Source organism: Clostridium sp. OM05-6BH (genome assembly GCF_003481635.1).
Lineage (GTDB): Bacteria > Bacillota > Clostridia > Lachnospirales > Lachnospiraceae > Butyribacter.
On sequence record NZ_QULH01000007.1, the window covers coordinates 118,581 to 145,349 of the forward strand.

A 26,769-nucleotide genomic window follows, 5' to 3' on the forward strand; every position below is an offset into this window, starting at 1 on the left:
TCATTCTATACAGATTCTCATCAAAAAGCCGCCTTATAGATCTCCAGCAACTGCTCCTCGCTTAATGGAATATAATTGTTTTTCAAAAGTCGCAGCTGCGTATTTGCAACATCTTTCGCAAATACCGGAAGATCTTCTTCTTTTACACCAAAGTTCTTTAATGGCTCGCTCTGCAGCACATCATCCATCAGCGCATATAACTTGTCTAGTGCTTCCGTCTGATCTACGCCCAAAGTCTCTGCGATAACCGCCTCGAGATCATTAATTCGCCCTGTCGGTTTGATCTCTTTATATTTTTTCATAACAGAGGCAAACATAAGCTGGTTCGACTGACCATGCGGAATATGATAGACCGAACCAAGTGGATATGCACACGCATGCACTGCAGCACATCCGGCGTATCCAAACCCAAGGCCTGCCCAGTTGGATGCTTTCAAGAATTCTGCTGCGTATTCTTTCCACGCATCTCCACCTCCTGCTGCAACTGCTTTCGACCAACAGAAAAGAATTGTCTTTAATGCTTCTGTCGAAAAAACTCTGGAAATGCTGCATCCGTTTGGACTAAGGAACGACTCTACGCTATGTACCATTGCATCGATCGAAGATGTTGCAAAAATCTTGTACGGAAGGGACGTAAGCAGATTTGTGATCAATACTGCTTTGTCCGGCAGCATCGCATTCGAGGCAAGACCCATTTTTACGCCTTTGCTAACACGATTGATGACAGATATATTCGTAACCTCACTTCCGGTTCCGCAGGTTGTTGGAATGATAATAAGTGGATGTATTTGTTTCAAGGTGTCCACATTATCGTACAGATCATCTACGGTATCGTCCGGGCCGGCAACTGCGATCACTTTCGCAATATCAATTACTGTGCCACCGCCGACTGCAATGATCCGATCATATTTTTTGTCTCGAAGGGCATTGAGAATTGCGTCGACATCTCCATCGGTCGGTTCCCCCTTGCTGTATTTTTCACGAAATAATGTCTGTACCCCGGTATTTAACTCTGCAATATAATCCTGATATGTATGCTCACCGCACAACACCAGATCATCCGATCCCAAATCGGCATCAGCCGCAAACTCAGCAAATGTATCAAATTCCTCAATTTCTGTTTTTATCGAAAATCCTTTCATCGTAACCCTCCATTTCTATCTGCACCTACATACAAAAGGTATTTTAGCACTGTCTGCGCCTCATACTGCAGCATCTACAGTATCTTCCGCCGCTACATATTTCTGCTCGACAATATCAATGATCAGCTCCGCTGTCTTTTCCCAGCCAAGAAGACTGCTGTCGATCAATATATTTCTTGTGTGACGATCGCCACGTTTCTTGCCGGTAATGTAAGCATGACGAGCGTGCTGTGCCTTCTCAACCTCTTCCCACTTCGCAGTTGCTTTTCGTTCATTCATCCCCTCTTTCGCCATAACAGCAGCAACTTCTGCTTTTTCCGGCGCATAGACAAAGACATTTAAGACGTCTTCTCTATCCCGCAAAATATAATCACTGCTTCGACCAACGATAACGCAGGAAGATTTCTCCGCAAAATCATGAATTGCCTGAAACTGTGCATCAATGACTCGATTTGACAAGTTCGCATAGCGAACACCATAAGAAGTATCAAAGCCATAACGAACGCCGATCTTGGCATCTGCCTCCTCGACCAATCCTTTGGCAACACCAATCCTCTCTACGACCTTATCCACCAAGTCTCTATCATAGTACTCTATTCCAAAATGATCGGCAACCATTTTGGCGATTTCCGGACCGCCGCTTCCGTATTCACAGCCAACTGTTACAACAAAATGTTTGCCCGTATATTTCTTGGTCTGCTGTTCTGCTGTCTTATCTGCAGCATCTGCGGTACTCGTTTCACTTACAATAAAAATGTCACGGCCAAATTCGGCACCGTACTTGCTCTTAGAATAAAAGTAAAAGAACACACCAAGTGCAAGCCAAGCTCCTACAACGATCCATTCCTGCCATACAAGTGCGGCTGAAAAAGATGCCGGAATGATGTACAACAACGTCATAAAGGCTGCCATGGCAACTGCCATTACGCCAACAAATTTGCCCGCTTTTGCCTTGTACGGTCTATCCATGTCCGGCTTGGTCTTTCGCAAAATGCAAAACGAAATGGATACGAACATATACGCAATAACACAGCCAAACGATGCAGCATCGACAAGCCATACAAGAACACCTCTACCAAAGAATGGTGCAATACAGCAGGCAATTCCGCAAAGAATAATTGCTGCTTCCGGTGTTTTATTTTTGCCAAGTTTACCAAACATTTTTGGGATCATCAGCGACTCACCCATAGAATACAGCGCACGGCTTCCACCCATCAAGAATGAGTTCCAAGAGGTAATGATACCGCACAGACCACCAATAATGAGAACCTTGCCCATGAGTGGTGTATGAAATGCGATCTCGATCGCTTTGGCAGAAACAAGCCCATTCTGTGAAGCCATCTCCTTTGCAATGGCACTGCCCGGCATGATATAGCACACAGCAAAAATGATAAGCAGATACCAGGCAACTGCCAAAAAGATGGACAATAACATGATCTTTCCAATCTTTTTGTATGGAACATTAATTTCTTCTGCCGCCTGCGGAATAACATCAAAACCAATAAACAGGAACGGTGTCATACATGCAACCTTGAATACACTTCCCAGTGTGTTACCGGTAGATGCCTGCCACATCTGACCGGTCACGTTTCCACTATCGCCATTGATTGCAGAGCCAACAACCAAGAGGATTCCGGCAATTGCAATGATCGCCGTAAGAATCGTCTGCAAAACAGCTGCTGTCTTGGCACCTTTAATATTGATCAATGTGATCAATATTGCAACACCTACACCTAACAAAATCGTTGTAAGATAAATGTCTTTGCCAGCGATGGTGTATAAATATACCTGATTAAATTTTGGAAATAAGTATGTAATTACGGTTGGGAGCGCTGTTGCCTCAAAGGCTGCTGTCGCAACATAGCCCAATATGATCATCCACGTACATACGAACGATCCTGTCGGTCCCATCGCACGATAACTAAATACATGCTCGCCACCACACTGCGGCATTGCTGATGTCAATTCTGCATAAGTAAGTCCGACAAAAAATACCATCAGACCACCAATCAACATTGCGATGATCGATCCCATAAATCCCGATGTTGTGATCCAATCGCCTGAGTTAATGACCCAGCCCCAGCCTATCATGGCGCCGAAGGCGATAACGAGGATGTCCCACGATCCCATTACCTTATCAAATTTTGAATTCTGCTCCATAACATTTCCTCCATTTTTTTCTTAAGACGAGTAAGTCATCATTTTTCGCGATAACCTGTTCATCTATAATGTGATTTCCCTGTTCAAAAAAAGATGTCAGGGCGCAGTTGTTGTGCGTCCCCTGACATCTTCGTCAAGTTTAGGTTATGTAACCGGCTTTATGCAATTGCTTCTTTAATAGCTTCCTCAAAGATCTCAAGACCTTTTTCCATCTGCTCATCTGTCATTGTAAGCGGTGCTAAGAAGCGGATTGTATTACTTGCAAATCCACAGCTTTCCAGCAGCAGACCTTTCTGCATTGCATTTCTGACAATGTCTGCAACCAGCTTTGTTGCCGGCTCTTTTGTCTCTCTATCGGTAACGAACTCGATGCCGATCATTGCGCCAAGACCTCTGACATCACCAATTACATCGTATTTATCTTTCAATGCATTGTATCTGTTCATAACTACATCACCAATATGTCTTGCCTTAGCTGCATAATCGTCTCTCTGCATAATATCCATGACTGCCAATGCAGAAGCACACGCAAGTGGGTTACCACAAAAAGTACCACCAATCGTGCCTGCCGGTGCTGCATCCATTACCTCCGCTCTCGCTGTGATTGCAGAAATCGGAAGTCCGCCGCCTAATGATTTGGCAGTAGCGATAATATCCGGTGCTGCACCAGCCTCCTTCCAATATTCAGAAGCATAATACTTACCGGTTCTGCAGTTACCGCACTGCACTTCATCTGCGATCAGTAAAATGCCATTCTCATCACAGATTTTACGAATTGCTTTGACCCAAGCGATCGGAGCCGGAATAAATCCGCCCTCACCCTGTAACGGCTCAACAAGCATACATGCAATTTCATTGGCAGGTGCACCCTCATCAAAAATCTTATTCAGCTCATCAATATAATACTGAATTGCCTCTTCCTCAGTGTATCCTTTCGGTGCACGGTATAAATAAGGATATGGTGCACGGTAAATGCTTGATGGGAAAGGTCCCATGCCAACTGCATAGGTTTTCTTGGCAGTCAGTGCCATTGTAAGATTGGTTCTTCCGTGGAATGCACCGGTAAAGCAGATCACGCCGTTTCTCTTTGTATATGCCTTGGCGATCTTGATCGCATTCTCGTCACACTCTGCACCAGAGTTGGCAAAATAGGTTTTCATCGTATCACCTTTACAAGGCATGATCTTATTTAATCTCTCGGCAAGTGCTACATATCCGTCATGCACATACACATTAAAAATTGTATGGAAATATTTATCTGCCTGTGCTTTGACTGCATCGATTACTTCCTGATTTGAATAACCAATATTTAACACACCAACACCGCCGACCCAGTCGAGAATCTTGTTGCCATCCAAATCTTCAAACATAGCGCCTGCGCCCTGCTTGATGCAGATTGGATAAGTGTTTCCACAAAGCGCCTGTGGAATTGCTGCATTTCTACGATCAAGGAGTTCCTTGGACTTTGGTCCCGGTACCTGCTCTGTTACAATTTCCGGTAATGCCTTTGATAAATCTTTTGTTGTCATATGTTTGTCCTCCTATGCCATAAATTTGAAACACAGGCTTCCTCGCATCATCACTTGGATGCCTGTTCTGCAAACAAAAAGACGCCAAAAAAGTAAAATACTTTTTTGACGCCTTTGTCATTGCTTTATTTTTTATTCTGCAAACATTATAACAACTTTGGCATGCAATACAATGTACTTGCTGTACCAAATATTTTGTGCACGGTGCACAATTGCCGCTCACTACCTCTGCATATTACGATAATTTCTTATCATAAAGGCCAGCTTAAGTAATAGACACGTGTCAATATCGTTGATCTGGCGGCCGAGGATCTCCTGAATCTTCCTCAGACGATAGTTCAAAGTGTTACGGTGGATATACATTGCTTCTGCCGTGTCCTTCGCATTACAGTTATGGTTGATATACTTTTCAAGTGTCTCGCATAGATTACCCTGATTAACTTCATCTGCACGAAGCAGCTTTCCAATATTTTTTTCAACAAACTCATCCAAAAATCGACTGTCCGTAATCTTAGATATCATCGTGTAAATACCCTGATCTTTATAAAAAAAGACCGATTCTTCCCGTCCGGACATATTCGCAAGTTTAATCGCGGTAGCCGCTTCATTTCGGCTCACCCTCACATCTTCCAAATATCCTGTACTGTTTCCTACGCCGACAACCAGCCTGGTCGCACAGTCTTTCTCGGTAAGCTGCGTAATCTTTGCGAGAATTTTCTTTAACAGCTTATCACTCACATCATACGCCGGCACAAGTGCCAAGACCGTACCGGCCTGCAACTGCGTCAATATATTTTGAGACAGATAATGTGAAAACTCTGTACGAATGATCCCACGTATCGCTTGTCCGATCGTAAACGAATCGTCTTTATCCCGTTCCTTAAAAAAAGCAAATTCGATCACTCGAAATTCTCCGGACAGATCCACATTCAAATATCTTGCCTGTGCAAAAACATCTTCTTTGTTCAGATGCTCTGCGTCCAAAATAGAGGTGAATAATTGCTCCTCTGCATTTTTGTTATTTTCTTCCAGCACTAACCTCTTGCATATGATCTGACTCAGATCCACCAAAGGGAAACGCATTGGCAGCTCAAACAATGGTAATCGATGTTCGTCGCAATATTGTACCAATTCTTCCGAAATCTGTCCTTCGTTAATTCCCACTGCTGCAATATCATATTCCTGCATTTTTGCAATGAGTTCTTTCAATTTAAGGCTATCATCCGTAAGATCCCGATTGGTTAGCACGACAAATTCACTGCCATGAATATAGCTCTCCATACGATACTCACTCTTTACACATTGCAAACAATCCGCAAAGTATATCCAACGGATCGGATGCATCAGGCCTTCTTCACCCGCCCGTAAGTTTAATGTTTCCCTTAACTCCGGAATCTCCATCATGTCTATACAGTTCATTATGCTGTCCCCTTTTTTGACCAAGTCAGCAAATAGCTGCTCGCTGTCCCTTGGCATCCAAGGCAGTAAACAGCTGCTTTTCTCTTATTTCACCTTACTCAGTGAACATCTGCACCCAGTAATAAGAATACATATCGTTTGGAACGATCACCAGACCAACACCGATCTTCTTAAACCTGTTATTCATGATGTTTTCTTTGTGCCCCGGAGAATTCATCCAAGAATCCATAACAGCTGCCGCACTTCTCTGACCGGCTGCAATATTTTCCCCGCTGGCCGTTGGTGTTATCTTGTACTTTTCAAAAATCGTAAAACAAGATGTGCCATTCGGACGAGTATGCGAAAATGACTTTGTAAGTTCCTTTGCTCTGTCCTGTGCCGCTTTCATAAGTTTCTCATCCATTGTCAATGCTTCAAGCCCTTTTTTCTTGCGGTTTTTATTGACAATAGAAATCACCTTCTTTTGAAGAGAAATATCTGAAGTTGTGTTCTTTTTGCCCGCTGTCTTCGCGTTTTTCTTCGCTGCCTGCTTTTTCGTGACGATCACTTTACATTTTAGCGTTTTCCCTTTTACTTTAGCAGTCACCACTGCTTTCCCAGCCTTTTTGCCGGTTACTTTACCTTTCGCATTGACCGTTGCAACAGATTTTTTTGAAGATTTCCATTTTACCTTCTTCTTCGTTCCGCGCACTTTTAACGTGACAGACTTTCCTACTGCGATCTTCGCTGTCTTCTTATTTAGCTTGATCGCGGATGCTGCGTCTGCCACCCCACTATACAACGCACTGCCTGCTAATACTGCTGCCATCAATAATGCCATGGCTTTCTTATTCTTATACTGTTTCATAATAATCCTCCATTCTGCGATTCTTTCCCTGCTTACTGTCAACTCACCTCGCTGACAGGATATCTATGTATTGATACAATTATGACATAGATATAACGTAAATTTTAATGGTGTCCGTACATAAAGTCAACCATAATCCCCTGTTGGGAATCATTTTCCTGAAAGGATCGACCGGTTGCAAGAAATTCATCGGACATTTATAATGACTATATGTACGAGATTCTTATATACTATACTGTATAGTATAATATCGCAGGAGTTACTCATTGTAATTACGATGTCAAACACCAGATTCAAACCTTTTGACACTGTAATCTCATTGTACAAATAAGCTGAAACATCGGCTTTTCTGTGCAAAACAAATAAGAAAGTGTAGAGGAAATTATGCATTACCACAATCCATTTCATCAAAAAAGGCATACCACAAAAGCATCTCATGGTATAAAGTTTGTTACTTCAATCACTACGACCATTGCGCTGATCTTGGTCTGTGCGCTGGCAGTTTCGCAGATCATTCCGACAGACCGAACGGATCGATCTGCCAAAGTCGCACAGGGTAAAACAACCAGATCAAAAAAGCCTGTGAAAACGACATTTACCCCGGCTTCCGGTGAATTTCGCGGCGTATGGATCTCTTTTCAGGATATTGGAGAAAAGCGCTACACCAAAAAGCAGTTTGAGAATTTCATCAACAAGACGTTTGATAACTGCAAAAAAAATGGATTTAACGCCGTGATCGTTCATGTTCGTCCATTTGCCGATGCCTTGTATCCGTCCAGCTATTTTCCATGGTCTCGCTATGTATCCGGAAAAGCCGGGAAACATCCGGGATTCGATCCGCTCTCCTATGCGGTCAGCGCGGCACATAAGCGGGGCTTAGCTTTCCATGCATGGATCAACCCTTATCGCATTGCCAGCAATACGACCAACGTATATAAACTCCCGAAAAAATCCATTGCCAGAAAATGGGCTGTTTCCAAGAAAGCTTCCAAACGCCGCAATGTATTAAAATGGGATGGGAAACTGTACTTTAACCCGGCTTCCAAAGATGTTCAAAATCTTGTTTGCAATGGTGTCCGTGAGATCGTGCGCGATTATGCTGTAGACGGCATTCATTTTGACGATTATTTTTATCCGAATCTGGGTGCGAAATACAAAAAGGTATTTGACTACAAAGAATACAAAGCATACGCAAAACGCTGCAAAAAGAAACACAAGAAAAAAGTTTCGATCGTAACTTGGCGCAGAAACAACGTATCCAACATGTTAAAACGCGTTCGAACCATCGTACATAGATTGGATAATAATTGCGTATTTGGCATCAGCCCGGCAGGCAATATCCGTAATTTATATGCGAAAAATAATTATTACGCAGATGTCAAAAAATGGATGCGTTCTTCCAAATATATTGATTATATCTGCCCACAGATTTACTGGACATTCAGTCAAAAGACTTGTCCTTTCCGCAAAACCACAAACAAATGGCTCGCGATACCACGCGCAAAATCCGTAAAAGTATATGTCGGTCTGGGCGGTTACCGCGCCGGCATCTCTAAACGGGAGGCAAAATTAGGAGCGGACGCAGAGTGGGGCACAAGCCGCACTAATCTCAAACGCCAGCTCCTATACTTACGCTCACAAAACGGTTGTGGCGGTTTTATGTTGTTCTCTTATTCCGATTTGATCCGCAAATCGGCACGCTCAGAAATGAAGCGGTTTACAAAATTGCTGAAAACTGTACCTTCAAATGCTGTAGGACCAACTGCGACGCCAACGGCAGCTCCAACCACTGTACCGACGGCAGTACCAACAGGAACTCCAACAGATGCTCCAACGGACAGCTCAATGGCAGCTCCAACAGAAACTCCAGCGGCAGCTCCAACAAACTCACCGACCGTTACCGGCAACTGATCCCGGACCGCGCATTGGAACCGTTACCGGCATCAATCCCGGACCGCACGGTGAAACCGTTACTTAACAGCTAACTCCGCAGGCGGCTTTGCCAGTATGTTGTGCACCGGAATAACACTTACAATTGCATTTACCAGCATAATTGCCGCTATCAACGTTATCGCGCCCCACCATGGAAAGCTTAGATTCATTCCAAGGGATGGCACGGATGCGGCGAACTTCATAACACCTGTCGTGACCACAACCCCGGGAAGTGTCGTATAGCAATTGATCAGCAGCATTTCAAGTATAAAAGAACGGATAATACTTGCCTTGGAAATTCCAAGCAGGCGATACACCGTCAACTCCTCCATTCGTGATGATGCATTGGAGCGGATCGTATAATAAATGATCAACACAGACAAGATGACAGCAATCATTGCAAACAATGCCTTGCTTCTCGTCTTGTCTTTCATTTTGTTCCGATAGGCTTTCACTTGTTGCTCTGCCGGAATCGTCACTTTGACCCGAAACATTTTTTGATACGGTTTCAGTTCACTTTGCAATTGCTTTACCAGCTCTTCCCGCTGCTCCAAATCATCAACATAATATTTTATCTTCTGCATTCCCACTGCCAACTGGTCTGCTAACTGTTTACCGGCGGCATCTGTCAAAACATAATCAACATCACAGGAATTGTCAAATCCACCCACTACAATGTAATTTTCTCCTGCATTACTAACCGGTTCCTCTTCGTAAAACACGGAACTGTTACCAAGCTGTTGCACCGGATATTCTTTCTGGTTTCCCTGAAATTCCTGATAACTTTTGATCTGATCATATTTTGACTGCGGAACCAGCATCTGATCATCCTGCAAGGTTACATTATCGTACTTACCCGGATACATCTTCTGCAGCTCTGATAATGACATGACCGAATAGGAACTCGCAACCATTCCTAGCAGCTTTGATTGACTGCAGTAAATGGACGCCTCGTTGTTGCCACTAATGCCAACTACCGTCAGATCTTTGCTGAATGTGTTAATAGAAAGTGTCTCTCCTAACAACTCCTTTGCGGACGCATATTGACCGGCAATAGCCGTGTCACTTTTCAAGAAACGATCCGCAACCAGCTTATCGATAACAATCTCATCCGATTTCTTTGGAAGCCGTCCATATAACAGATCTTTCTTCGTAACTTTCGATATGTCCACATAGGAAAAGTCGCGGATCACCTGGCTGCTCCCCCGCATCTGATATAACGTATCTGCTTGTATCACCAGGTCACGCGCTGTATCGTAAAACATCATATCCTTACGTTTCCCTTTCGAAAGCACCTTATTATAGCACTCCTGCATGGTATCACCAACGGCATATTCTTCTGCCGGAGAAGCCAGTTTCATCTCCACCTGTACATAATGTGAATCATCCTTCACAATCTCTTCCCGATGCACCGTAACTGCTGTGATCAAGTCCGATATCGTCAGCGAAAGCATGATTGCTGTTATTAAAAGGATGACAACGATAAATGCCTGCTTTTTCCCCAACAACTTCAAATTTTCTAGTGTCATTCGCCAGGTTGCTTTCCAGGACAACCCGGATTTTTTACTCATTTCCAATGGAGATAATTCATATGAGAAGTTCTCAACATCTTCCATCTCCAGTTTTGGTCTTGGCTCATCAAAAATTTCACATCCGGCTTCTTCCCCCGCAAAGATCACATCACTTGCCATGTCACTCCGAATATAAAGTTTCCCACTTTTCCATGCCATTTTTAATCGAATAGGTTCCTCTTTGCTGTCCGCATTTTGGTACACTTCAATTTCATTTTCATCGCTTTGCATGGCCTGACATGTGAGCTCCGGCAAATAAATATTACCATCGTCAGATCGTTCATAACTGCTGCCGGAATGATTATCGTAATCTTTTGTAATCTCTCCATCCTTGATCTCTAGAATACGATCCGCAAAAAACTCAGCAATACGGCGCTCGTGCGATACTAAAATAACCAGACATTCCTTGGAAATCGCACGCAATATACTCATTGTACGTATTGTATTTTCCTCGTCCAGATTGCCGGTCGGCTCATCTGCCAATATGATCTGCGGTGATTTCACAAGTGCCCGGGCAATAGATACCCTCTGCTGCTGTCCACCCGACAATTTGGATACCAGCTTCTTTTTGTAACGTCCTATGCCAAGCTGCTCCAATACATACGATACTCTCTCATCTTTTTCCTTATCCGTCAGATCATAATGACTAAGTGCAAGCTTTACATTATAAGCAACCGTGTAATCCTGCAGCAATTGGAAAATATAGCCAAATTTTTCACAACGCAAATGCTCAATTTTCTTTGGCTCGTACTTCTTTAATATTGTTTCGTCTACGGTAAGTGTTCCTCCCTGAAACACATCCAATCCACCAACGGTATTTAATAACGTGGTTTTTCCGGAACCGCTTTCCCCCAAAATACATACCAAACCTGTCTGTGGCAGCTCCAATGTAATATCATTCAATACATGAAGCTCACTTCGTTTACCGCGGTTAAAATATTTCTGTAAATGTTCTATCTTGATCATTCGCTCACCTTCCCTTTTAACAAATGATTAAACGCTGCTACCATCACCATCGCAGCCACATAATTGTACATAAAGTACGCTAGGTACCCGGGCCATTCATAATAGTAGAGCATAGCACGCAGCGCCGGCACAAAGATTCCAACTACATTCATCACTACCGCAACCACGATAATAGCAGTAATACTGTATCGACGCATCTCCATATAATTGATCTTGCCGATCAATTTTGTGGACATACCCATGAATTTTAAGATTTTCTGGTCTTTGATCTGAATCTTAAATATAGAACGTAAGATCAATATCTCAGCAGCCATCATCACTAATAGTATTGCCACTGCAATGCCGATCGTCCTTAAACGTTCCTGTACCAGATCTGAATCGTATTTATCTGCGCCAAAACGCAGTGTACTCACAGCCTCATACCCGGCTTTATCCAATGCCTTTAACACATGATCCATTTTGGCATAACTTGTAATATATACCGATGCCTGCCTGCTGTCGGTGCGATAATACTTCTCATAAATATCCTGAGAAACCTCTGCAAAATTTGCCCCACAGCCATTTATCTTCTCACCGGTTTCTACATTCTCGATCTGTTTGACATCCTTGCTTTTCATATCCTTGTCATACTGATCAATATGCAATAAACCGGACTGACCTAAAAGAGTCAAGTCATTATCTTCTGCCCGATACACCGCTGCTTCATATGCACCTGATACACAAAGTTCGTTATCCTTCTTCACGATATCGCCAACAATCGGCCACAATGCTGCCTGTCCCTGATATTTGCCAAGTTTTTGATTATAGGCATATTCATAGAATACTTTGCCACCGGTTACGGTACTTTGCAGCATTGTACATATCTCCGGCGAAAAGTACACCTGTTTATCCTTATTTTTTAACAGTCCGCTTACTTTCATCTTCCGCTGTATATAATTCTCCGTTGATGACCAAAGCACATCGCTTGTATAGAAAAATGTAATCGTATCACCAACCTTATATTTTCCCCGATCGTACAGTACAACTTCATCGATCTTCTTTGGCAGACTGCCCTTTGCGAGATCCGATTTCTTTAAGCAGGAAGACGATCGCATGTATTGATCTTTCTTGACGTATTCAACGTTCTGCGAGTCATACATCCACCCTTCATCGCTCGTACTCATCCTATTATAGCCGTACTCCTGTCTATAATCTTTTCCTTCCTCAAAATAATAATTGATATCATTCACAATATCGTACTGATCCACCGAAACGACGTGCTTCATTTTGGTGAGTCGGTCAATATCCTTTTTCGTCATAAACTTTTGATCTTTGCGTCTAAGTGAAATGCGCTTATCGTCTTTGCGCGCAAAGGATGTTGCCGAATACTCTTTGGTGTAAATATCATCTGCATTCATTAGCAACTGCCCGATAAATAAAAACGATACGATAGCAGCAGCTAAGAAAAATCCCATAAACAATGCGATTTTTTCCGGCTGTCTCACTGCATTCATTCGCACAAAGATCCGCCCTATGGTATGATCGCGAAGTCGTTCCTCATTGCTTTCAGACTTTTTACCGGCTGACGTTTTCTCGTTGTTGTCCACATTCTCGGACATCTCCGGTTTCTGCTCTGTGTCCATATTTTCGGATACTTCCAACTTCTGATCTGTGTCCGTATTTTCGGATACGTCTGACTTCTGATCCGTGTCCATATTTTCGGATACGTCCAAGATCAATGATCCATCATGCAATCGCACTTTTCTGGTAACATATTTTTCTACCTGTTCATAATTGTGAGTTACCATTATAACCAAATGGTCTTGCGAAAGATCTCGAAGCAATTTCACGATCTGCGCTCCGGTTTCACTGTCCAAGTTACCGGTTGGCTCATCCGCCACAATAATATCCGTATCCTTTGCCAACGCACGAGCAATTGACAATCTCTGCTTTTGACCACTGGACAACTTAGACGCACGCTGGTCTCTCTGTGCACTCAGGCCTACCCGTTCCAAATAATGAATTGCCTTGTCTCCAGCTTCTTTCTCAGGCACTCCCATGATCAAAAGCGCACTGACAATATTTTCTTTGGCGGTATAATGACCGATCAAACTATAATCTTGAAAAACAAAGCCGATCTTAGTACGACGATATTCTTCCCAGTCATCTTCATCATACTGAAATGTCGGCTGTCCATCCACATAAAGCTCCCCATCATCAAACGTATCCATACCGCTAATGATCCTAAGCAATGTTGACTTTCCGCTGCCGCTTTCCCCTGTGATCGCAACAAATTCTCCCATGCGAAACTCCAGATTGATACCCTGCAATGCCTGTGTCACTGCTGTTTCGGAATAATAATACTTCGAAATATTTTGCAACTTAATTCTTACTTGCTGCATATTTCCCTCCTTTTTCACGTTGTACATACTTTGACTCCCAACATACTTTGACTCCCAAAAAAGCATATCATAAAAAAAGAGGCGAATCTTCCTGGAAAATTCTACCTCTACTAATATATTTTTTTCCGATTGTTGGAAATTTTACTGCAACATTCTATAATTATTGCTGTAATTTTACGTCCTGTCTTTGTTGATGAAACGCATCTGTCCTGCCTCTTCTCCATAACGCTTTGCAACAACTTCCAATCCCTGCAAATGACGACATTCAGAACATAGATTCCCGAAATCCAACGGCTTACCGCAGATCTGACAATACACCTGCGACACTGTTTTTCCATCTGTATTTTTGTACTGAATACGACCGTCACGGATCCATGCGCGTACCTTCGCATTGGAAATGCCAAAATGATCAGCCACTTGAGATTCATTCACATCATTTTTACGAATATAATCTTTCACTTCATTAAACAGATTCATTTCCATGCATGCCGGACATATATCTTTATTATATTTAGGATGTAATCTGCGTCCACACTGTTTACAGCTCTTTATCTCCGAATCCCCAAAACGATTTCTATCTACGATCATACTTTCCCTCCTCTTCTCATATTTCTGCAGCTGCCTTTATTCATAAAGCCGGCTGCCACGAACTTTCTGCTCTTATAAGAATAGCACTCTACGAAAATACCGTCAAGAAAGGATACGATCGAACCAGACTTCGTAAATTTGGAACATTGCTTGTCCAAGACCATCACGGATCCAAATAATCCCCCAAATTGCTATTTATTGTTGGAACAGGCTGTGGCGTTGTTGTGTTCTTACGTTTCGAGCTGCTGTCTGTTCCCTTATTTGAGGAAGAAGAATCGCTGTCTGTCCCGGCATTCCCGTTTGACGAATTCTTGGTCTGCGTATCATCATTCGACTGGTTATACTGCAGATTGGAAATCTGTTCACTATCCATATCATAAACATAACTTCCACTCACATCTACGCCATCTTCTGCTTCTGCCGCAAAATCAATCGTTAGCCTGCTCCCATTTTGTTCCGCGAGCTTGTACACCGCAATTGCTCCACTTTTAAACTGAATCTGTGTGTCATTATATTTGGCAAAGATACTGCTGAGAATATCATTACCGTCTTCCTGCCGGTACAGTTCCGTAGCTTTATCAACATCATACAGCACAAATGTCTGTGCTTTGGTGCCATTATAGATCAATACTGCATATCGTCCGGTCGAAGCATCAGATTGCGGCACCCACTTCAACTCGCAAAAATATCCCTTGACCTCGTTCATCTTTTTCTTGTTTTGGGACATCATGATCTGACCGATTTCCGGACTTCCGGTCGTGTCAGTGGTCGTCTGCACGCGCATACACTCGTTGCCATCGGCATCTTCCAAAGTCTCTGTCTTGCTGACGCCCGCTTCCTCTGTTCCCTGTGACGCCCTTCTATGCTGATTCAATTCATCAGACGATAATTTCTTTGCCAGGAACTTTGTTGCATCGCTGTCCCAAATATAGTACAGCTTTCCATCGGAGAGCTGCATATAAAACAAGTCCTTCACGTCCGATTCCTGACTCGGCTTCACAGACTGCATCGATGCCGCCTGTTCCCCATATACCGCCTCTGAGACGATCTGCAAACCGGTCTCCTGCATCTGAAACATTACGTACACATACGTCCGCAAGTTCTTAACCTGTTTTGCCGGCGCCGGCGTGACGTTCTCGGCGACCTTGCTTGACGCTGTTGCCTTAGCACTTTCGTCAGTCTTGCCAGCCGGTGTCGGCGTAACGTTCTCGGCGACCTTGCTTGACGCTGTTTTTGACTTGCTGTCCGTTTTGTTGGACAGCAATCTCCCGATCTGCTTTTGCTCTGTTGCATCCCACGCTCTCTGCTGTCCCAAAAGCAGTTCTTGAATCCCATCATTATTATAGTCACCGGTCTGCAGCTTCAATCCCTCCGGGAAATAAAGCGTATCCTTCGCAATCCCCTGCTCTCGAAACACTTTCTGCAGGTCAACAACTGCCAATTCACTGCCTGCTGCATCCGCAAGCTGCAGCTCGTAACTGTTTGCAAGGATCCTGCCGTTGGCTTCATTACGCTTATGCCGCAAGGAAACTGTCTGTTTCAGTCCACTTGGCGACAATACATCTGTCTGCGAAAGGATGAGATTCGTTTTTCTCGTGTCCTTATTTGCGGACAGTTTCTCACTCCCGGCATTCCACGTTCCTCCCGCCCATACATTTTGAACCGGACGTAACAAAAAAAGCCAGAAAAACATCAAAAGCAAAAGGATCACACTGGTCATTTTATAACACATTCGGTCGGATCCCTGATGCAGCAAACGCTGCGACCGTCTCTCTAAGTCTGTTTCAAAGCTTGCACACACAGTAAATGGCACACGGCTTTCCTGCGGTACAATGTTCAAAATCCCTTGTATATACGCATTCTTGTCTGCCGCACTGCATCTGTCCACGGCACATTCATCGCACGCCATCTGCTCATCCCGTCTAACCAAAAATACGGCAGCCCATACGCAAGGATCGTACCAATGCAAAAGCAGCGCCGTTACATAAAACGCATTCCAAAGATTGCTTCTGCGAGCACGTCGACACTCCATATGTGCTAATGTATATTTCGCCTCCTGCACATTCATCGTTTCCGGCAAAAACACGCGATTCACGAACAGACCTGTCATGACCGGCAATTCGACCGCTGACTGGTACAAAGTACCCTCCAGTCGTTTTTCCCGCATACGGATCGCGGAACGCACCTTTCCCGCCCGAATCACCAAAAGAACTACCAATAACAGCATTCCTGCAAAGTATCCTATCGCCATGATCCGATAGAGAGACGTTACTTGTATGTTCGCTTGCCATACATCGTGCAGACTGCGAAGCAGTCCGCCATGCTGCGCATCGATATCAAGTCCTACATCTGCTAAAAATCGATGGTAACTGCGATTCCACGCCGGAACAATACTAAACATACTGGAAATCTGGATTGGACACACGATCCGCAAAAAATACAACCGCCACAGCCATACCATATATTTCTTTGGCAGACCACTTATAACCACACGCAAAAACAGCAGCGGCAGGAACAAACTCACAGCCGCCGCTTCCATTGCGATCACAATATAAAAAAAGCGATATAAAAAAGCAAAGCCAGCGCTTTGCTTTGCAAGAATTGCTAAAGCAATTCTTGGCGATGTCGCGCTACACAACAGCAATTTCCTATTAATTAAAAAAGCAATTCCTGGCGATGACACGCTACACAACAGCAATTTCATATCAATTAAAATATCCAAGTGCATTACTATGCCTCCGCATTCACCTTCATTTTTTGTCCAATTACACATTATAAAGGGGTTTGCTGCAATACGCAAGACTGAACTTTGGTTGCAATTCCCATGCCAACGTGGTACATTTGAACTACCGCTTAAAACGATAACTAATTAATAATAAAAAATAAGGAGCGCTTATGAACGATTTATTTTTGAAAGTTGCTGCTGCAACGCCGGACATCCGTGTTGCAGATCCCGATTACAATACAGAGCAGATCATCGAATGTATGCAGAAAGCAAATACAGAGCATGCGAAGCTGTTGGTTTTGCCGGAACTTTGTCTGACCGGCTATACCTGTGGCGATCTCTTTTTACAAAAGGCGTTATTAGACGGTGCCATCTCCGGCCTGAACCGTATTCGGAAAGTGTCCGCTAATATGGATATGATGACCATTGTTGGTCTGCCTTTTTCTTATATGAACCGGCTATATAACGTAGCCGCTGTCGTATTCCATGGAGAAGTAATATGTCTGATCCCCAAAACTTTTATTCCGAATTATTCCGAATTTTATGAAGCAAGGCATTTTACAGCCGCCCCGAAAGAGGGCATTTTCCTTCATATGCCGGAACTTTGCGATGAGGAGGGATTAGATCTCATCTGGTTTGGCAGCAAGACCTTGTTTCAAGCAGATAATATGCCGGGATTGATCATTGGTGCGGAGATCTGCGAGGACTTATGGACTGCAGCGCCACCTTCTACCACACACGCTCTGCACGGTGCAACCGTCATTGTTAATCTGTCGGCCAGCGACGAAACAACCGGCAAAGATATCTATCGCCGTGAGTTGGTAACCGGACAGTCTGCCCGCCTTTTGTGTGCATATATTTATGCAGATGCAGGAGAAGGCGAATCCTCTACGGATCTTGTATTCGCCGGGCATAATCTGATCGCCGAAAACGGTACACTGCTCAACGAAAGCAAGCGTTTCCAAAACGGTATGATCCTGTCTGAGATCGATCTGGGGCGTTTAACCAGTGAGCGTAGACGCATTTCCACGTTTCCACAAATTGTTCCGGGCACCGACGAGTCAGAGAAAGATGCTTATCAGATTATTCATTTTACATTTCAGCAGGTGGAAGAGACAACACTCACAAGACATTATGAACGAACACCGTTTGTCCCGAACAGTAAGACAGACCGCGACCGTCGCTGCGATGAAATTTTACACATTCAGGCGATGGGACTCAAAAAAAGATTGGCGCATACCCATTGCACCAGCGCTGTGATCGGCATATCCGGCGGATTGGACTCAACTCTGGCTCTGTTAGTTACTGCGAAAGCCTTTGATCTGCTTGGACTTGACCGAAGTGGAATCGTTGCCGTCACGATGCCTTGTTTTGGCACAACCGACCGCACTTACCAAAACGCCTGCACACTCACAAAGCAGCTCGGCGCAACACTAAAAGAAGTCCCGATCCACGAAGCAGTTGAACTTCATTTTCGGGACATCGGACATGATCCGAGCAACCATGATGTTACGTATGAAAACTCACAGGCCAGACAGCGCACACTGATCTTAATGGATCTTGCCAACCAGTCAAACGGTATGGTGATCGGTACCGGTGACATGTCAGAACTGGCACTCGGCTGGGCGACTTACAACGGTGACCATATGTCCATGTATGGCGTCAACGCGTCCGTTCCAAAGACGTTGGTTCGTTATTTGGTATCCTATTATGCGGAAACAACGGAAGATCCTTCGCTGAAAGCTGTGTTATTAGATGTCTTAGATACCCCGGTAAGTCCGGAACTCCTGCCTCCAAAGGATGGCAAGATTGCTCAGAAAACAGAAAATATTGTAGGTCCTTATGAACTGCATGATTTCTTCTTGTATTATCTAATGCGTTTTGGATATACACCGACGAAAATCTTTCGTTTGGCAAAATATACATTTGTGGGAGAATACGATGATAAAACCATCTATAAATGGTTGAGAACATTTTATTGGCGTTTCTTCGCCCAGCAATTTAAGCGTTCCTGTCTGCCGGATGGGCCAAAGGTCGGCAGCGTTGCATTGTCACCGCGCGGCGACTGGCGTATGCCTAGTGATGCCTCCGCTGCTCTTTGGATGAAAGAATTGGATACGATCGAACAATCTCTTTGATGTTGTCAAAAACGTTCTAATGCCCGTGTCGGAATTTCATTGCCGGTGCGGGCATCTAATATGCTCTCTGTTTCGCTAAGTGCATTCTGATACCACATTGCTGCTTCCGCCAGATCCCCACACTCTTCAAAATAAGCTCCAAGTTCACAGCATAGCTCAGAAGTAGGTGCCGTCACTGCATCCCGCAATGCATATGCCAAAAAATGCGAAACATCTCCCTCCAAACGATAACCTCGTGCCAGCACACAGATTGCCTCTCGAAGCGCATCCTGTCCGCTGTCCGGATCCTCCATCACTCTTTGGAAAAATCCCTTCGCTCTGTTAAAATCGCTAGCGTCTCCACAGCGATACAATTCCATTGCATACATGTGGCGCAATTTGTCGGACAACAATTTCTCACGATCCGCTGCGGCTGCCAGTGCCTCTAGGTCTCTTTTGGCATGTCCGGGCGATGGTCTGTGCTGAATACGTATCTCACTGTCAAACACAACCGGCTCCAAACGTAACGTCTCATGAATCGGATCGATCCAAGTAAACGAACGCAGTCTCTTATATAATTTAGGGCGGTACTCCTCCGCAAAATTATATACGGTACTAAGTTCCGGCGGTGTGCAATACAGCATTTGCACAATCTCAACTTCAGGCAGCAATACCTTTTTGAGCTGCAATAACTTCTGCAGCTCTTCCGGCTCCAAATATTCATCGGCATCTGCCGTATAAATGTAATCACCGGTTGCCTTGGAAGCTGCATAGTTCCTTGCCTCTGCAAAGTTTCCTGTCCACGCAAAATCATAGATCTGATCGGTATACGCTGTGGCAATCTTTTTGGTTGCATCGGTAGATCCGGTATCCACTATAATGATCTCATCCATCGCTGATGCCATGGACTCCAAGCACCGATTCAAAACTGCCTCTTCATTTTTCACAATCATACAAAGGCTAAATTTCATGCACTTCTCCCCCTGGCACACACTACCGCAGCGTGTCTCATGCCCTGTTCCAATGCACACACTACCGCAGCGTGTCTCATGCCACATCCTGATACATCTTATTCTGTGTCGTCCCCGGTATCGCCTCCGACATCATCCGGCTGTGTATTATCGCTCGGCACATCACTTGGGTCATCATCAATAGTCGTTGGTGGTTCCGTTACCTCCGGCTCTGCCTTTGGTGTTGCCGTAACAACCGGCTTTTTGGTTGCTTTTGGCTTTGCCGTCTCCTCCGGTGTTTCTGTCTCACGCGCCTCAGGATCGATCGTTTCACGTGGTTTTGTCGAGTAACTTCCATCTTTCTTGTCTGACTTGCTGCTTGATGATTCCGATTCCACAAAATCCTTATTCTCCAGGCCGACATGAATCTCGTTCATAAAGTTTTCCCAAATTGTAAGCGGATACGTACTTCCGTACAGATCCTCTAATGTTCTTGGCGAATCATATCCCACCCATACCGTCGTTGTATAATATGGAGTAAATCCGCAGAACCATCCATCTTTTTTGTCGTTCGTCGTTCCCGTCTTACCGGCGCAAGACATATTGTTCAATTCATGTCCTGCTGCTGTACCACTTGTCAATACACCGGTCAAAATATCTGTCATGGAACGTGCTGCATTTTTATCATAGACTTTCGTTCCCTTCCGCTTGGTTCCGTTATTCTTCAAAATAACATTTCCCTCGGAATCTGTAATCTTCTTAATGCAGGTCGGCTCGCGGTAAACTCCATCATTTTCGATCGTCGCATACGCAGAAGCCATCTCGACCGTTGTCACGCCGTTCGTCAATCCACCAAGCGATGCAGACAGATAATAGTCATTGTCTACAATATTGGCAAAATGCATTTTGAGCGGATAACTAAGACCAACCTTCGGCGTAATTTCCTTAAAGATCTTCCAAGCGACAACGTTCTTGGACTTCTCTACGGCACGGCGCAACGTGATCTTTCCAAGATAGCTGTTGCCTGAGTTGCTAGGACCACCCTTAAACTTCGAATCGTCCACGATCGAATTCGGTGTATAGCCGCGTTCCAATGCAGGCGTATATACCGCTACCGGCTTAAAGCAGCTACCCGGCTGACGATAACTCTGGAAAGCTCGATTCAACGTATAACCCGTCGTTGATTTCTGCTTACGTCCACCGACAATTGCAACTACGAATCCCGTCTCATTGTCAATGCAAGTAGCCGCGCCCTGTAACTTGTAAGTACCATCCTTTGTTTTTTCCTTAAATCCCTTCAGGGCATCATTCACACTCGTCTGCAGTTTTTTCTGTCTGGAACGACTGAGTGATGTATAAATATGATAGCCTCCGGTATTCAACTGTGTTCTACACTCGTCGTACAGCGTATCGTACTCTTTTTGATAATTTTTGCGATCTGCGTCATTGGCAAATTCATAGCGGAACTCAAATCCGTGTTGCTGCATCAACGCTTTTGTCGCACAACTGATCGCATAGGTAGCCATATAGTCCTGACTCTTGATCGCCTCTGCCGGATCCAGGACAATCTCCGTATAAGAAGCATCGCTGTACTCTGCCTCCGTAATTTTCTTTTCCTGCAAAAGCTGTTTCAAAATACGGTCTTTACGCTTGATCGTATTGTCATAATGCTCCAACGGATTATACGTTTCCGGTCGGTTCGGGATCGAACACAAAAATGCCACCTCTGCAAGATTCAACTCCGAAGTTCCCTTGCTAAAGTAAGCTCTGCTGGCTGACTCGATACCGTACTTTGCATTCGCAAAACATACGTTATTAATGTAAAATTCCAAAATCTGGTCTTTGGTATATTTCTTCTCCAGCTCCATTGCGTAAAAAATTTCACGCACTTTTCGCTCATACGTTTTATCATCCGTCAAATAGATCTTACGGGCAAGCTGCTGCGTGATCGTACTTCCGCCTCGAGAAATCTTTTCATGGAACAAACGGCTCTTTACAAGCAGCACTGCCGCTTTCATAGTGGAGAGAATATTCACTCCGTCATGTTCATAAAAATCTCGATCTTCCGTCACGATAAAACAATCTTTCACCGATTGCGGAATTTGATCAAACGCCAAATAATAGGAATCTTTGTCTCCCCGCAACTTGGCGATCACTTTTTTATCTGCCGAATAAATAAAACTGGTCTCCGAAGAACGGAACGTTTCCGTCGTCGATGACTGCACATCCTGCTTTGCCTGATTGCGCCAACGCAACAGATCATCTCCAAATTTAACGTAAAAAACAATCATTACTGCCATGATGATCAATAATATAACAAGCAGTGCAATTTTCATCGCCAACCGAAGCTTCGGATGCTTTCGCTCTTTTTTGCGGTGTGAACTTTTGTCCCCCGCTACTCTAAATCCACTCATATCCTCCTCTTTCTGCGCAGTCTTATATCCACTTTTTGCGCCCCTTATTTTCTATATCACATTTAGCAATTTCCCCTTAATAACCCGCAGATCCACTCTTCTAGAGCTTTCCAGCTCGTCTCGCACGCTGATCTGCTCGCTTCTCCAAGAGGCTCATTATATGATATTTCGTACTTTTTACGGCATTATAATAGCATATTTCTATAAAAATTTCATCCTTTCCATAGCATTTCACAAAATTGTAAGATTCAGTCATGATCTCGTATGACATCTTTTTTAAGCCTTATTTCATAAATTCCATTAATAAGAACAAAGCCAGCGCTTTGCTTTGCAAGAATTGCTAAAGCAATTTTGGTGGTATAACGTAACAGCACGAGTAATTTCCTATTCCGTAATAAAAGCAGAGGATGTACTTTTAGTCACATCCTCTGCCAGTAGTTATACACTTTTTAGTTGTCAACTCATGTTTCAAGAAACATAGTAAACATTACTTGATGACTTTCACTTTTATTTTGTATCGCTTCTTCAAAAATTTACGTTCCTTATACATTTCTGAGTTCTTTGGCGTTTTTATGGTAATCTTGGAAAGGTTACACTTTAATCCACGATGATAAAATATGCTGTCAATGTACCACCCAAGATTTTTTATGCCTTTAGGAACCGTCACACTTCTCAATTTAGGACATTCGAAAAAAACATATTCTCCAAGTTTCTTGACTCCTTCCTTTAGCACCACTGTTTTTAACTTTTTGCAATATTGAAATGTTAGATCCAGTTCCACTTTTCCATATACGGTTATCTTCTTCAACGCAGAGTTATAAAATGCATACGACCCCAATTCTTTCAGTTTTCTAGGCATTCTAATGTAATTCAACGAGCAACACTCAAAAGCATTCTGTTCAATCACCTTTACCGTATCCGGCAGGATCACCTTTTTAAAGTTGGTGCAGAAAGAAAACGCAGATTCTGCTATCTTTGTTGTCCCCTTTTTTACTTTGACCGTTTTTGCCGTATACTTTCTTGGAACAGAAATTAATTTCTTTCCGTTCTTAGTATATAAAATCCCTTTATATGATTTTAACCATTTGTTGCCGGATGCTACGTCAAATTGCTTCAAATTCATCAAGAAAGACTGCATACCGGAACCATATCCTTCCTTCAAATAACCTCCGTCTGCATTGACTTTTTTTACTGTTTTTGGAATCTTTAAAACCTCAACTTTTGGTATTGGCCATTCTGGCAAATCCGCTGGTGCCTCTACCAATCTTCCATATACATCGCTCAATCGAACCTCTGTTACTGTTTTTCCATCAATTTTTTCCGGTATAGTAATGACTTTTTTGTCCATATTCATAGCAACAATAACTGCATGATTATCTTTCTCGGAATACCGATATATAAAGCCATCTTTTTCATCCCATTTACCTGTCATATCAGCATAAAGTTTAAAATATTTTTGTGTCAGTGTTGATTCCGTCTCATCCGCTTTTACAAGCGAATACTGATGAAACAATACCATAAAACTAAATAACATCATACATAAATAATATTTACATTTCATACGAATCCCTCCTGTTCAACTATACTTTTTGTTATCATGTTCCACATACTAATATTCCTAGTTTCAATCACAACGTGAATATGTTTTCCATGCCGAAGTTGTGCTGATAGACTTATCTAATTTTCTCGCATAAGTATATACCCTGTATAAGCAAATATCATTCTTTGGATTCTTCGAGTCATTTGCTCCAAAGCTGACCACGATCCCTTTCCTTACTCGTTTCTTTTTCATTTGCTTCTCCTTACCCATGTCACTTTTCACATGTAAAAATAGCTACTTTAGATACAAAAAATAATTCACTCTATACAGAACTTCCGTTAGTTACATCTTTAGTACACCATAGATTTTGTGCAGTGTCAACAATATCAGCGTAATCTTAATAATTCTTAAGAATTCGGACATATCTGATCATCTATATAAAAACCCCCTCGCCCCTTTTGAGATGCGAAATTGATGGATATCTGGTTGAAGATTCACAAAATACTCGCAAGGAAAATTCAAACCTTTTAACACCTTAATCATCATGAAAATGATTAAATAACTGAAACATTGAGAGCAAAACATATATCCAGAAAAAAGCACACATAAGCAAGCTGAATTTCTCAAAATCTTAATTCCAGTCAACTAACTACCTAAGAAACGCAAGCTGAATTTCCTAGAATTCTAATTCCAGTCACCCAATTCAATTCGTCCCTCCCCCTACTTCAATAACATAGTATAGTGGAAGAAGCTGCAGGGTATCTGCACGGAGAGACGCTGATGACCTCTACCTCATTGCAGGGATGGATGCTTGTGTGCTATCAGGGATTTCCATTAGGGTTTGCCAAAGCCACAAAAGGCACACTGAAAAATCATTATCCAAAAGGGTTGCGAACACAATATTAAGGAAGCGCACACCAAAAACAGAGCAAAACGCTGGTTTTGCTCTGTAGTTTGTTCGCTATTAGCACTTATTGCAAATGCTACTTGATGACTTTCACTTTTATCTTGTATCGTTTCTTCAAAAATTTACGTTCCTTATACATTTCTGAGTTCTTTGGTGTTTTTATGGTAATGTTGGAAAGGTTGCACTTTAATCCCCGATAATAAAATATGCTGTCAATGTACAACCAAAGATTTTTTATGCCTTTAGGAACCGTCACACTTCTCAGTTTCGGGCAACTAGTAAACACATATTCTCCAAGTTTCTTAACTCCTTTTTTTAGCACTACAGACTTTAACTTTTTGCAATCTGAAAATGTTTCATCCAATTCCACTTTTCCGTATATGGTTATCTTCTTCAAAGCAGATTCTTGAAATGCACTCCCGCCCAATTCTTTCAGTTTCCTAGGCATCCTAATGTAATTCAACGAACAGCGCACAAACGCACTCTGTCCAATCACCTTTACCGTATCCGGCAGGATCACCTTTTTAATGTTGGTGCAGAAGGAAAAAGCGAAATCTGCTATCTTTGTTGTTCCCTTTTTTACTTTGACCGTTTTTGCCATATACTTCCTTGGTACAAGAAGCAGTTTCTTTCCATTTTTCGTATACAACATTCCCTTGTATGACCTATACCACTTGTTAGCCGATGCCACGTTAAATTTCTTCAGATGTACCAGATAAGACTGCAGTTCTCCGCAATACCCTTCCGTCAGCCCTATTCCTGCATAAATATTTATAACCTTGACTGTCTTCGGAATACTCAAGTACTCAACCTTTGGAACCGGATTGTCCTCATGTTCTCCGTAAAATTCATCTCGAAAATAGTAATTTGAGCTACAGCTAAATACATCCATCAGTTCAATCTTCGTTACTGTTTTACCATTGATCTTCTCCGGTACGGCAACCTTTTTTTGTTCCATTGGTATCGCAACGATCGTTGCCGTATTCTTCTTATCCGAATAAAGATAAGTAAATCCGTCTTTCTGACCAAATTTACCATAATCCTCCGCAAATTCGGTAAAATATCTTTCACACAGTTTTACGTATCTGTCATCCGCATTTGCCGTTGTCGACTTCGAAAATATTGTTACGATACACAATAGTATCATCACTGCATAATACCTGCTTTTCATAATAATCACCTGTCCTTTCCTGCATCTCCGCCACATAATTACTGACTGTTACTGATAACTTTATTTCATAATAAATCAACCATCTCCCCGCGAATATGTTCGCCATGTGGATGTTGGTGCAAATGACGTATCCAACTTTCTTGCATATGTATAAATCCTAAACATGCATATATTATTTTTCCGGGAACCACTGTATCATATGTCCCGCCGAAATTATTAAATACATTATGGTCAAACTTATTATGAATGTAATAATAATCTTTCAGCAATCCTGTAACCACAACCTTGGCACCATGGGTATATCTTCTTCCACTTGAGCCCGGTTTATCCGCATAATTTTGATGTGATTTCTTTTTTCTTCCGGAATCCGCCACGTTATCATCCAAAGCCGAATATGTCATTCCTGTCGT

General features: G+C 43.0%; 18 protein-coding genes. 3 read left to right on the forward strand and 15 right to left on the reverse strand.

Annotation, left to right across the window (positions count from 1 at the left end):
• Positions 1–20: 20 nt before the first annotated feature.
• The 5 genes from DXB73_RS08260 to DXB73_RS08280 all read right to left on the reverse strand — a co-directional run bounded on the left by DXB73_RS08260 (position 21) and on the right by DXB73_RS08280 (position 7,097).
• Complete coding sequence (locus DXB73_RS08260; protein ID WP_118690767.1) at positions 21–1,142, reverse strand: iron-containing alcohol dehydrogenase; 1,122 nt, start codon at positions 1,140–1,142, stop codon at positions 21–23.
• Between the two features lie 60 nt (positions 1,143–1,202).
• The gene (locus tag DXB73_RS08265) at positions 1,203–3,302 is read right to left on the reverse strand and encodes an amino acid permease (protein WP_118690768.1); all 2,100 of its coding nucleotides are present in this window, start codon (positions 3,300–3,302) and stop codon (positions 1,203–1,205) included.
• Positions 3,303–3,460: 158 nt separating this feature from the next.
• Positions 3,461–4,831 (reverse strand): aspartate aminotransferase family protein, encoded by a 1,371-nt coding sequence (locus DXB73_RS08270; protein WP_118690769.1) that lies wholly within the window; start codon positions 4,829–4,831, stop codon positions 3,461–3,463.
• Between the two features lie 222 nt (positions 4,832–5,053).
• Positions 5,054–6,250: a PucR family transcriptional regulator gene (locus tag DXB73_RS08275; protein WP_182448264.1), complete on the reverse strand. Its 1,197-nt coding sequence runs from the start codon at positions 6,248–6,250 to the stop codon at positions 5,054–5,056.
• Positions 6,251–6,344: 94 nt separating this feature from the next.
• Complete coding sequence (locus DXB73_RS08280; protein WP_118690771.1) at positions 6,345–7,097, reverse strand: CAP domain-containing protein; 753 nt, start codon at positions 7,095–7,097, stop codon at positions 6,345–6,347.
• Positions 7,098–7,481: 384 nt separating this feature from the next.
• Here DXB73_RS08280 and DXB73_RS08285 point away from each other — a divergent pair, with 384 nt between their 5' ends.
• Positions 7,482–9,008, forward strand: coding sequence for a family 10 glycosylhydrolase (locus tag DXB73_RS08285; protein ID WP_118690772.1), 1,527 nt, complete (start codon positions 7,482–7,484; stop codon positions 9,006–9,008).
• A gap of 59 nt (positions 9,009–9,067) precedes the next feature.
• Here the strand turns inward: DXB73_RS08285 and DXB73_RS08290 are convergent, their stop codons facing one another.
• From DXB73_RS08290 to DXB73_RS08305, 4 genes are all read right to left on the reverse strand, one after another.
• On the reverse strand, positions 9,068–11,566 hold the full coding sequence (locus tag DXB73_RS08290; protein ID WP_118690773.1) for an ATP-binding cassette domain-containing protein: 2,499 nt from the start codon (positions 11,564–11,566) through the stop codon (positions 9,068–9,070).
• Positions 11,563–13,947 (reverse strand): ABC transporter ATP-binding protein, encoded by a 2,385-nt coding sequence (locus DXB73_RS08295; RefSeq protein WP_182448263.1) that lies wholly within the window; start codon positions 13,945–13,947, stop codon positions 11,563–11,565. Before DXB73_RS08295 ends, DXB73_RS08290 begins: the two co-directional genes overlap by 4 nt.
• A gap of 174 nt (positions 13,948–14,121) precedes the next feature.
• Positions 14,122–14,535 (reverse strand): FeoC-like transcriptional regulator, encoded by a 414-nt coding sequence (locus DXB73_RS08300; protein WP_118690775.1) that lies wholly within the window; start codon positions 14,533–14,535, stop codon positions 14,122–14,124.
• A gap of 163 nt (positions 14,536–14,698) precedes the next feature.
• The gene (locus DXB73_RS08305; protein WP_182448262.1) at positions 14,699–17,263 is read right to left on the reverse strand and encodes a M56 family metallopeptidase; all 2,565 of its coding nucleotides are present in this window, start codon (positions 17,261–17,263) and stop codon (positions 14,699–14,701) included.
• A 167-nt stretch (positions 17,264–17,430) separates the two neighbouring features.
• Here DXB73_RS08305 and DXB73_RS08310 point away from each other — a divergent pair, with 167 nt between their 5' ends.
• The gene (locus tag DXB73_RS08310; protein WP_118690777.1) at positions 17,431–19,398 is read left to right on the forward strand and encodes an NAD(+) synthase; all 1,968 of its coding nucleotides are present in this window, start codon (positions 17,431–17,433) and stop codon (positions 19,396–19,398) included.
• A gap of 5 nt (positions 19,399–19,403) precedes the next feature.
• Here DXB73_RS08310 and DXB73_RS08315 read toward each other — a convergent pair whose 3' ends face one another.
• From DXB73_RS08315 to DXB73_RS14530, 4 genes are all read right to left on the reverse strand, one after another.
• A complete protein-coding gene (locus tag DXB73_RS08315) occupies positions 19,404–20,348 on the reverse strand; it encodes a glycosyltransferase family 2 protein (protein ID WP_182448261.1) in 945 nt (314 codons plus the stop codon).
• 98 nt (positions 20,349–20,446) lie between these two features.
• Complete coding sequence (locus DXB73_RS08320; RefSeq protein WP_118690779.1) at positions 20,447–22,741, reverse strand: transglycosylase domain-containing protein; 2,295 nt, start codon at positions 22,739–22,741, stop codon at positions 20,447–20,449.
• 487 nt (positions 22,742–23,228) lie between these two features.
• On the reverse strand, positions 23,229–24,302 hold the full coding sequence (locus DXB73_RS08325; protein ID WP_118690780.1) for a leucine-rich repeat domain-containing protein: 1,074 nt from the start codon (positions 24,300–24,302) through the stop codon (positions 23,229–23,231).
• 63 nt (positions 24,303–24,365) lie between these two features.
• Positions 24,366–24,533, reverse strand: coding sequence for a hypothetical protein (locus DXB73_RS14530; RefSeq protein ID WP_182448260.1), 168 nt, complete (start codon positions 24,531–24,533; stop codon positions 24,366–24,368).
• A 489-nt stretch (positions 24,534–25,022) separates the two neighbouring features.
• On the opposite strand from DXB73_RS14530, the gene DXB73_RS08330 reads away from it, so the two are divergent.
• Complete coding sequence (locus DXB73_RS08330) at positions 25,023–25,187, forward strand: hypothetical protein (RefSeq protein ID WP_347559529.1); 165 nt, start codon at positions 25,023–25,025, stop codon at positions 25,185–25,187.
• A gap of 77 nt (positions 25,188–25,264) precedes the next feature.
• On the opposite strand, the gene DXB73_RS08335 is transcribed toward DXB73_RS08330, so the two are convergent.
• Together DXB73_RS08335 and DXB73_RS14535 are read right to left on the reverse strand one after the other, a co-directional pair.
• A complete protein-coding gene (locus tag DXB73_RS08335; RefSeq protein ID WP_182448507.1) occupies positions 25,265–26,359 on the reverse strand; it encodes a leucine-rich repeat domain-containing protein in 1,095 nt (364 codons plus the stop codon).
• Positions 26,360–26,424: 65 nt separating this feature from the next.
• A partial coding sequence (locus DXB73_RS14535) for a hypothetical protein (protein ID WP_182448508.1) occupies positions 26,425–26,769 on the reverse strand: 345 nt, incomplete at its 5' end.

Coding starts and splice junctions, on each gene's coding strand:
- DXB73_RS08260 (WP_118690767.1), bottom strand. CDS start 1,142: ATGAAAGGATTTTCGATAAAAACAGAAATTGAGGAATTTGATACATTT.
- DXB73_RS08265 (WP_118690768.1), bottom strand. CDS start 3,302: ATGGAGCAGAATTCAAAATTTGATAAGGTAATGGGATCGTGGGACATC.
- DXB73_RS08270 (WP_118690769.1), bottom strand. CDS start 4,831: ATGACAACAAAAGATTTATCAAAGGCATTACCGGAAATTGTAACAGAG.
- DXB73_RS08275 (WP_182448264.1), bottom strand. CDS start 6,250: ATGAACTGTATAGACATGATGGAGATTCCGGAGTTAAGGGAAACATTA.
- DXB73_RS08280 (WP_118690771.1), bottom strand. CDS start 7,097: ATGAAACAGTATAAGAATAAGAAAGCCATGGCATTATTGATGGCAGCA.
- DXB73_RS08285 (WP_118690772.1), top strand. CDS start 7,482: ATGCATTACCACAATCCATTTCATCAAAAAAGGCATACCACAAAAGCA.
- DXB73_RS08290 (WP_118690773.1), bottom strand. CDS start 11,566: ATGATCAAGATAGAACATTTACAGAAATATTTTAACCGCGGTAAACGA.
- DXB73_RS08295 (WP_182448263.1), bottom strand. CDS start 13,947: ATGCAGCAAGTAAGAATTAAGTTGCAAAATATTTCGAAGTATTATTAT.
- DXB73_RS08300 (WP_118690775.1), bottom strand. CDS start 14,535: ATGATCGTAGATAGAAATCGTTTTGGGGATTCGGAGATAAAGAGCTGT.
- DXB73_RS08305 (WP_182448262.1), bottom strand. CDS start 17,263: ATGCACTTGGATATTTTAATTGATATGAAATTGCTGTTGTGTAGCGTG.
- DXB73_RS08310 (WP_118690777.1), top strand. CDS start 17,431: ATGAACGATTTATTTTTGAAAGTTGCTGCTGCAACGCCGGACATCCGT.
- DXB73_RS08315 (WP_182448261.1), bottom strand. CDS start 20,348: ATGAAATTTAGCCTTTGTATGATTGTGAAAAATGAAGAGGCAGTTTTG.
- DXB73_RS08320 (WP_118690779.1), bottom strand. CDS start 22,741: ATGAGTGGATTTAGAGTAGCGGGGGACAAAAGTTCACACCGCAAAAAA.
- DXB73_RS08325 (WP_118690780.1), bottom strand. CDS start 24,302: ATGAAATGTAAATATTATTTATGTATGATGTTATTTAGTTTTATGGTA.
- DXB73_RS14530 (WP_182448260.1), bottom strand. CDS start 24,533: ATGAAAAAGAAACGAGTAAGGAAAGGGATCGTGGTCAGCTTTGGAGCA.
- DXB73_RS08335 (WP_182448507.1), bottom strand. CDS start 26,359: ATGAAAAGCAGGTATTATGCAGTGATGATACTATTGTGTATCGTAACA.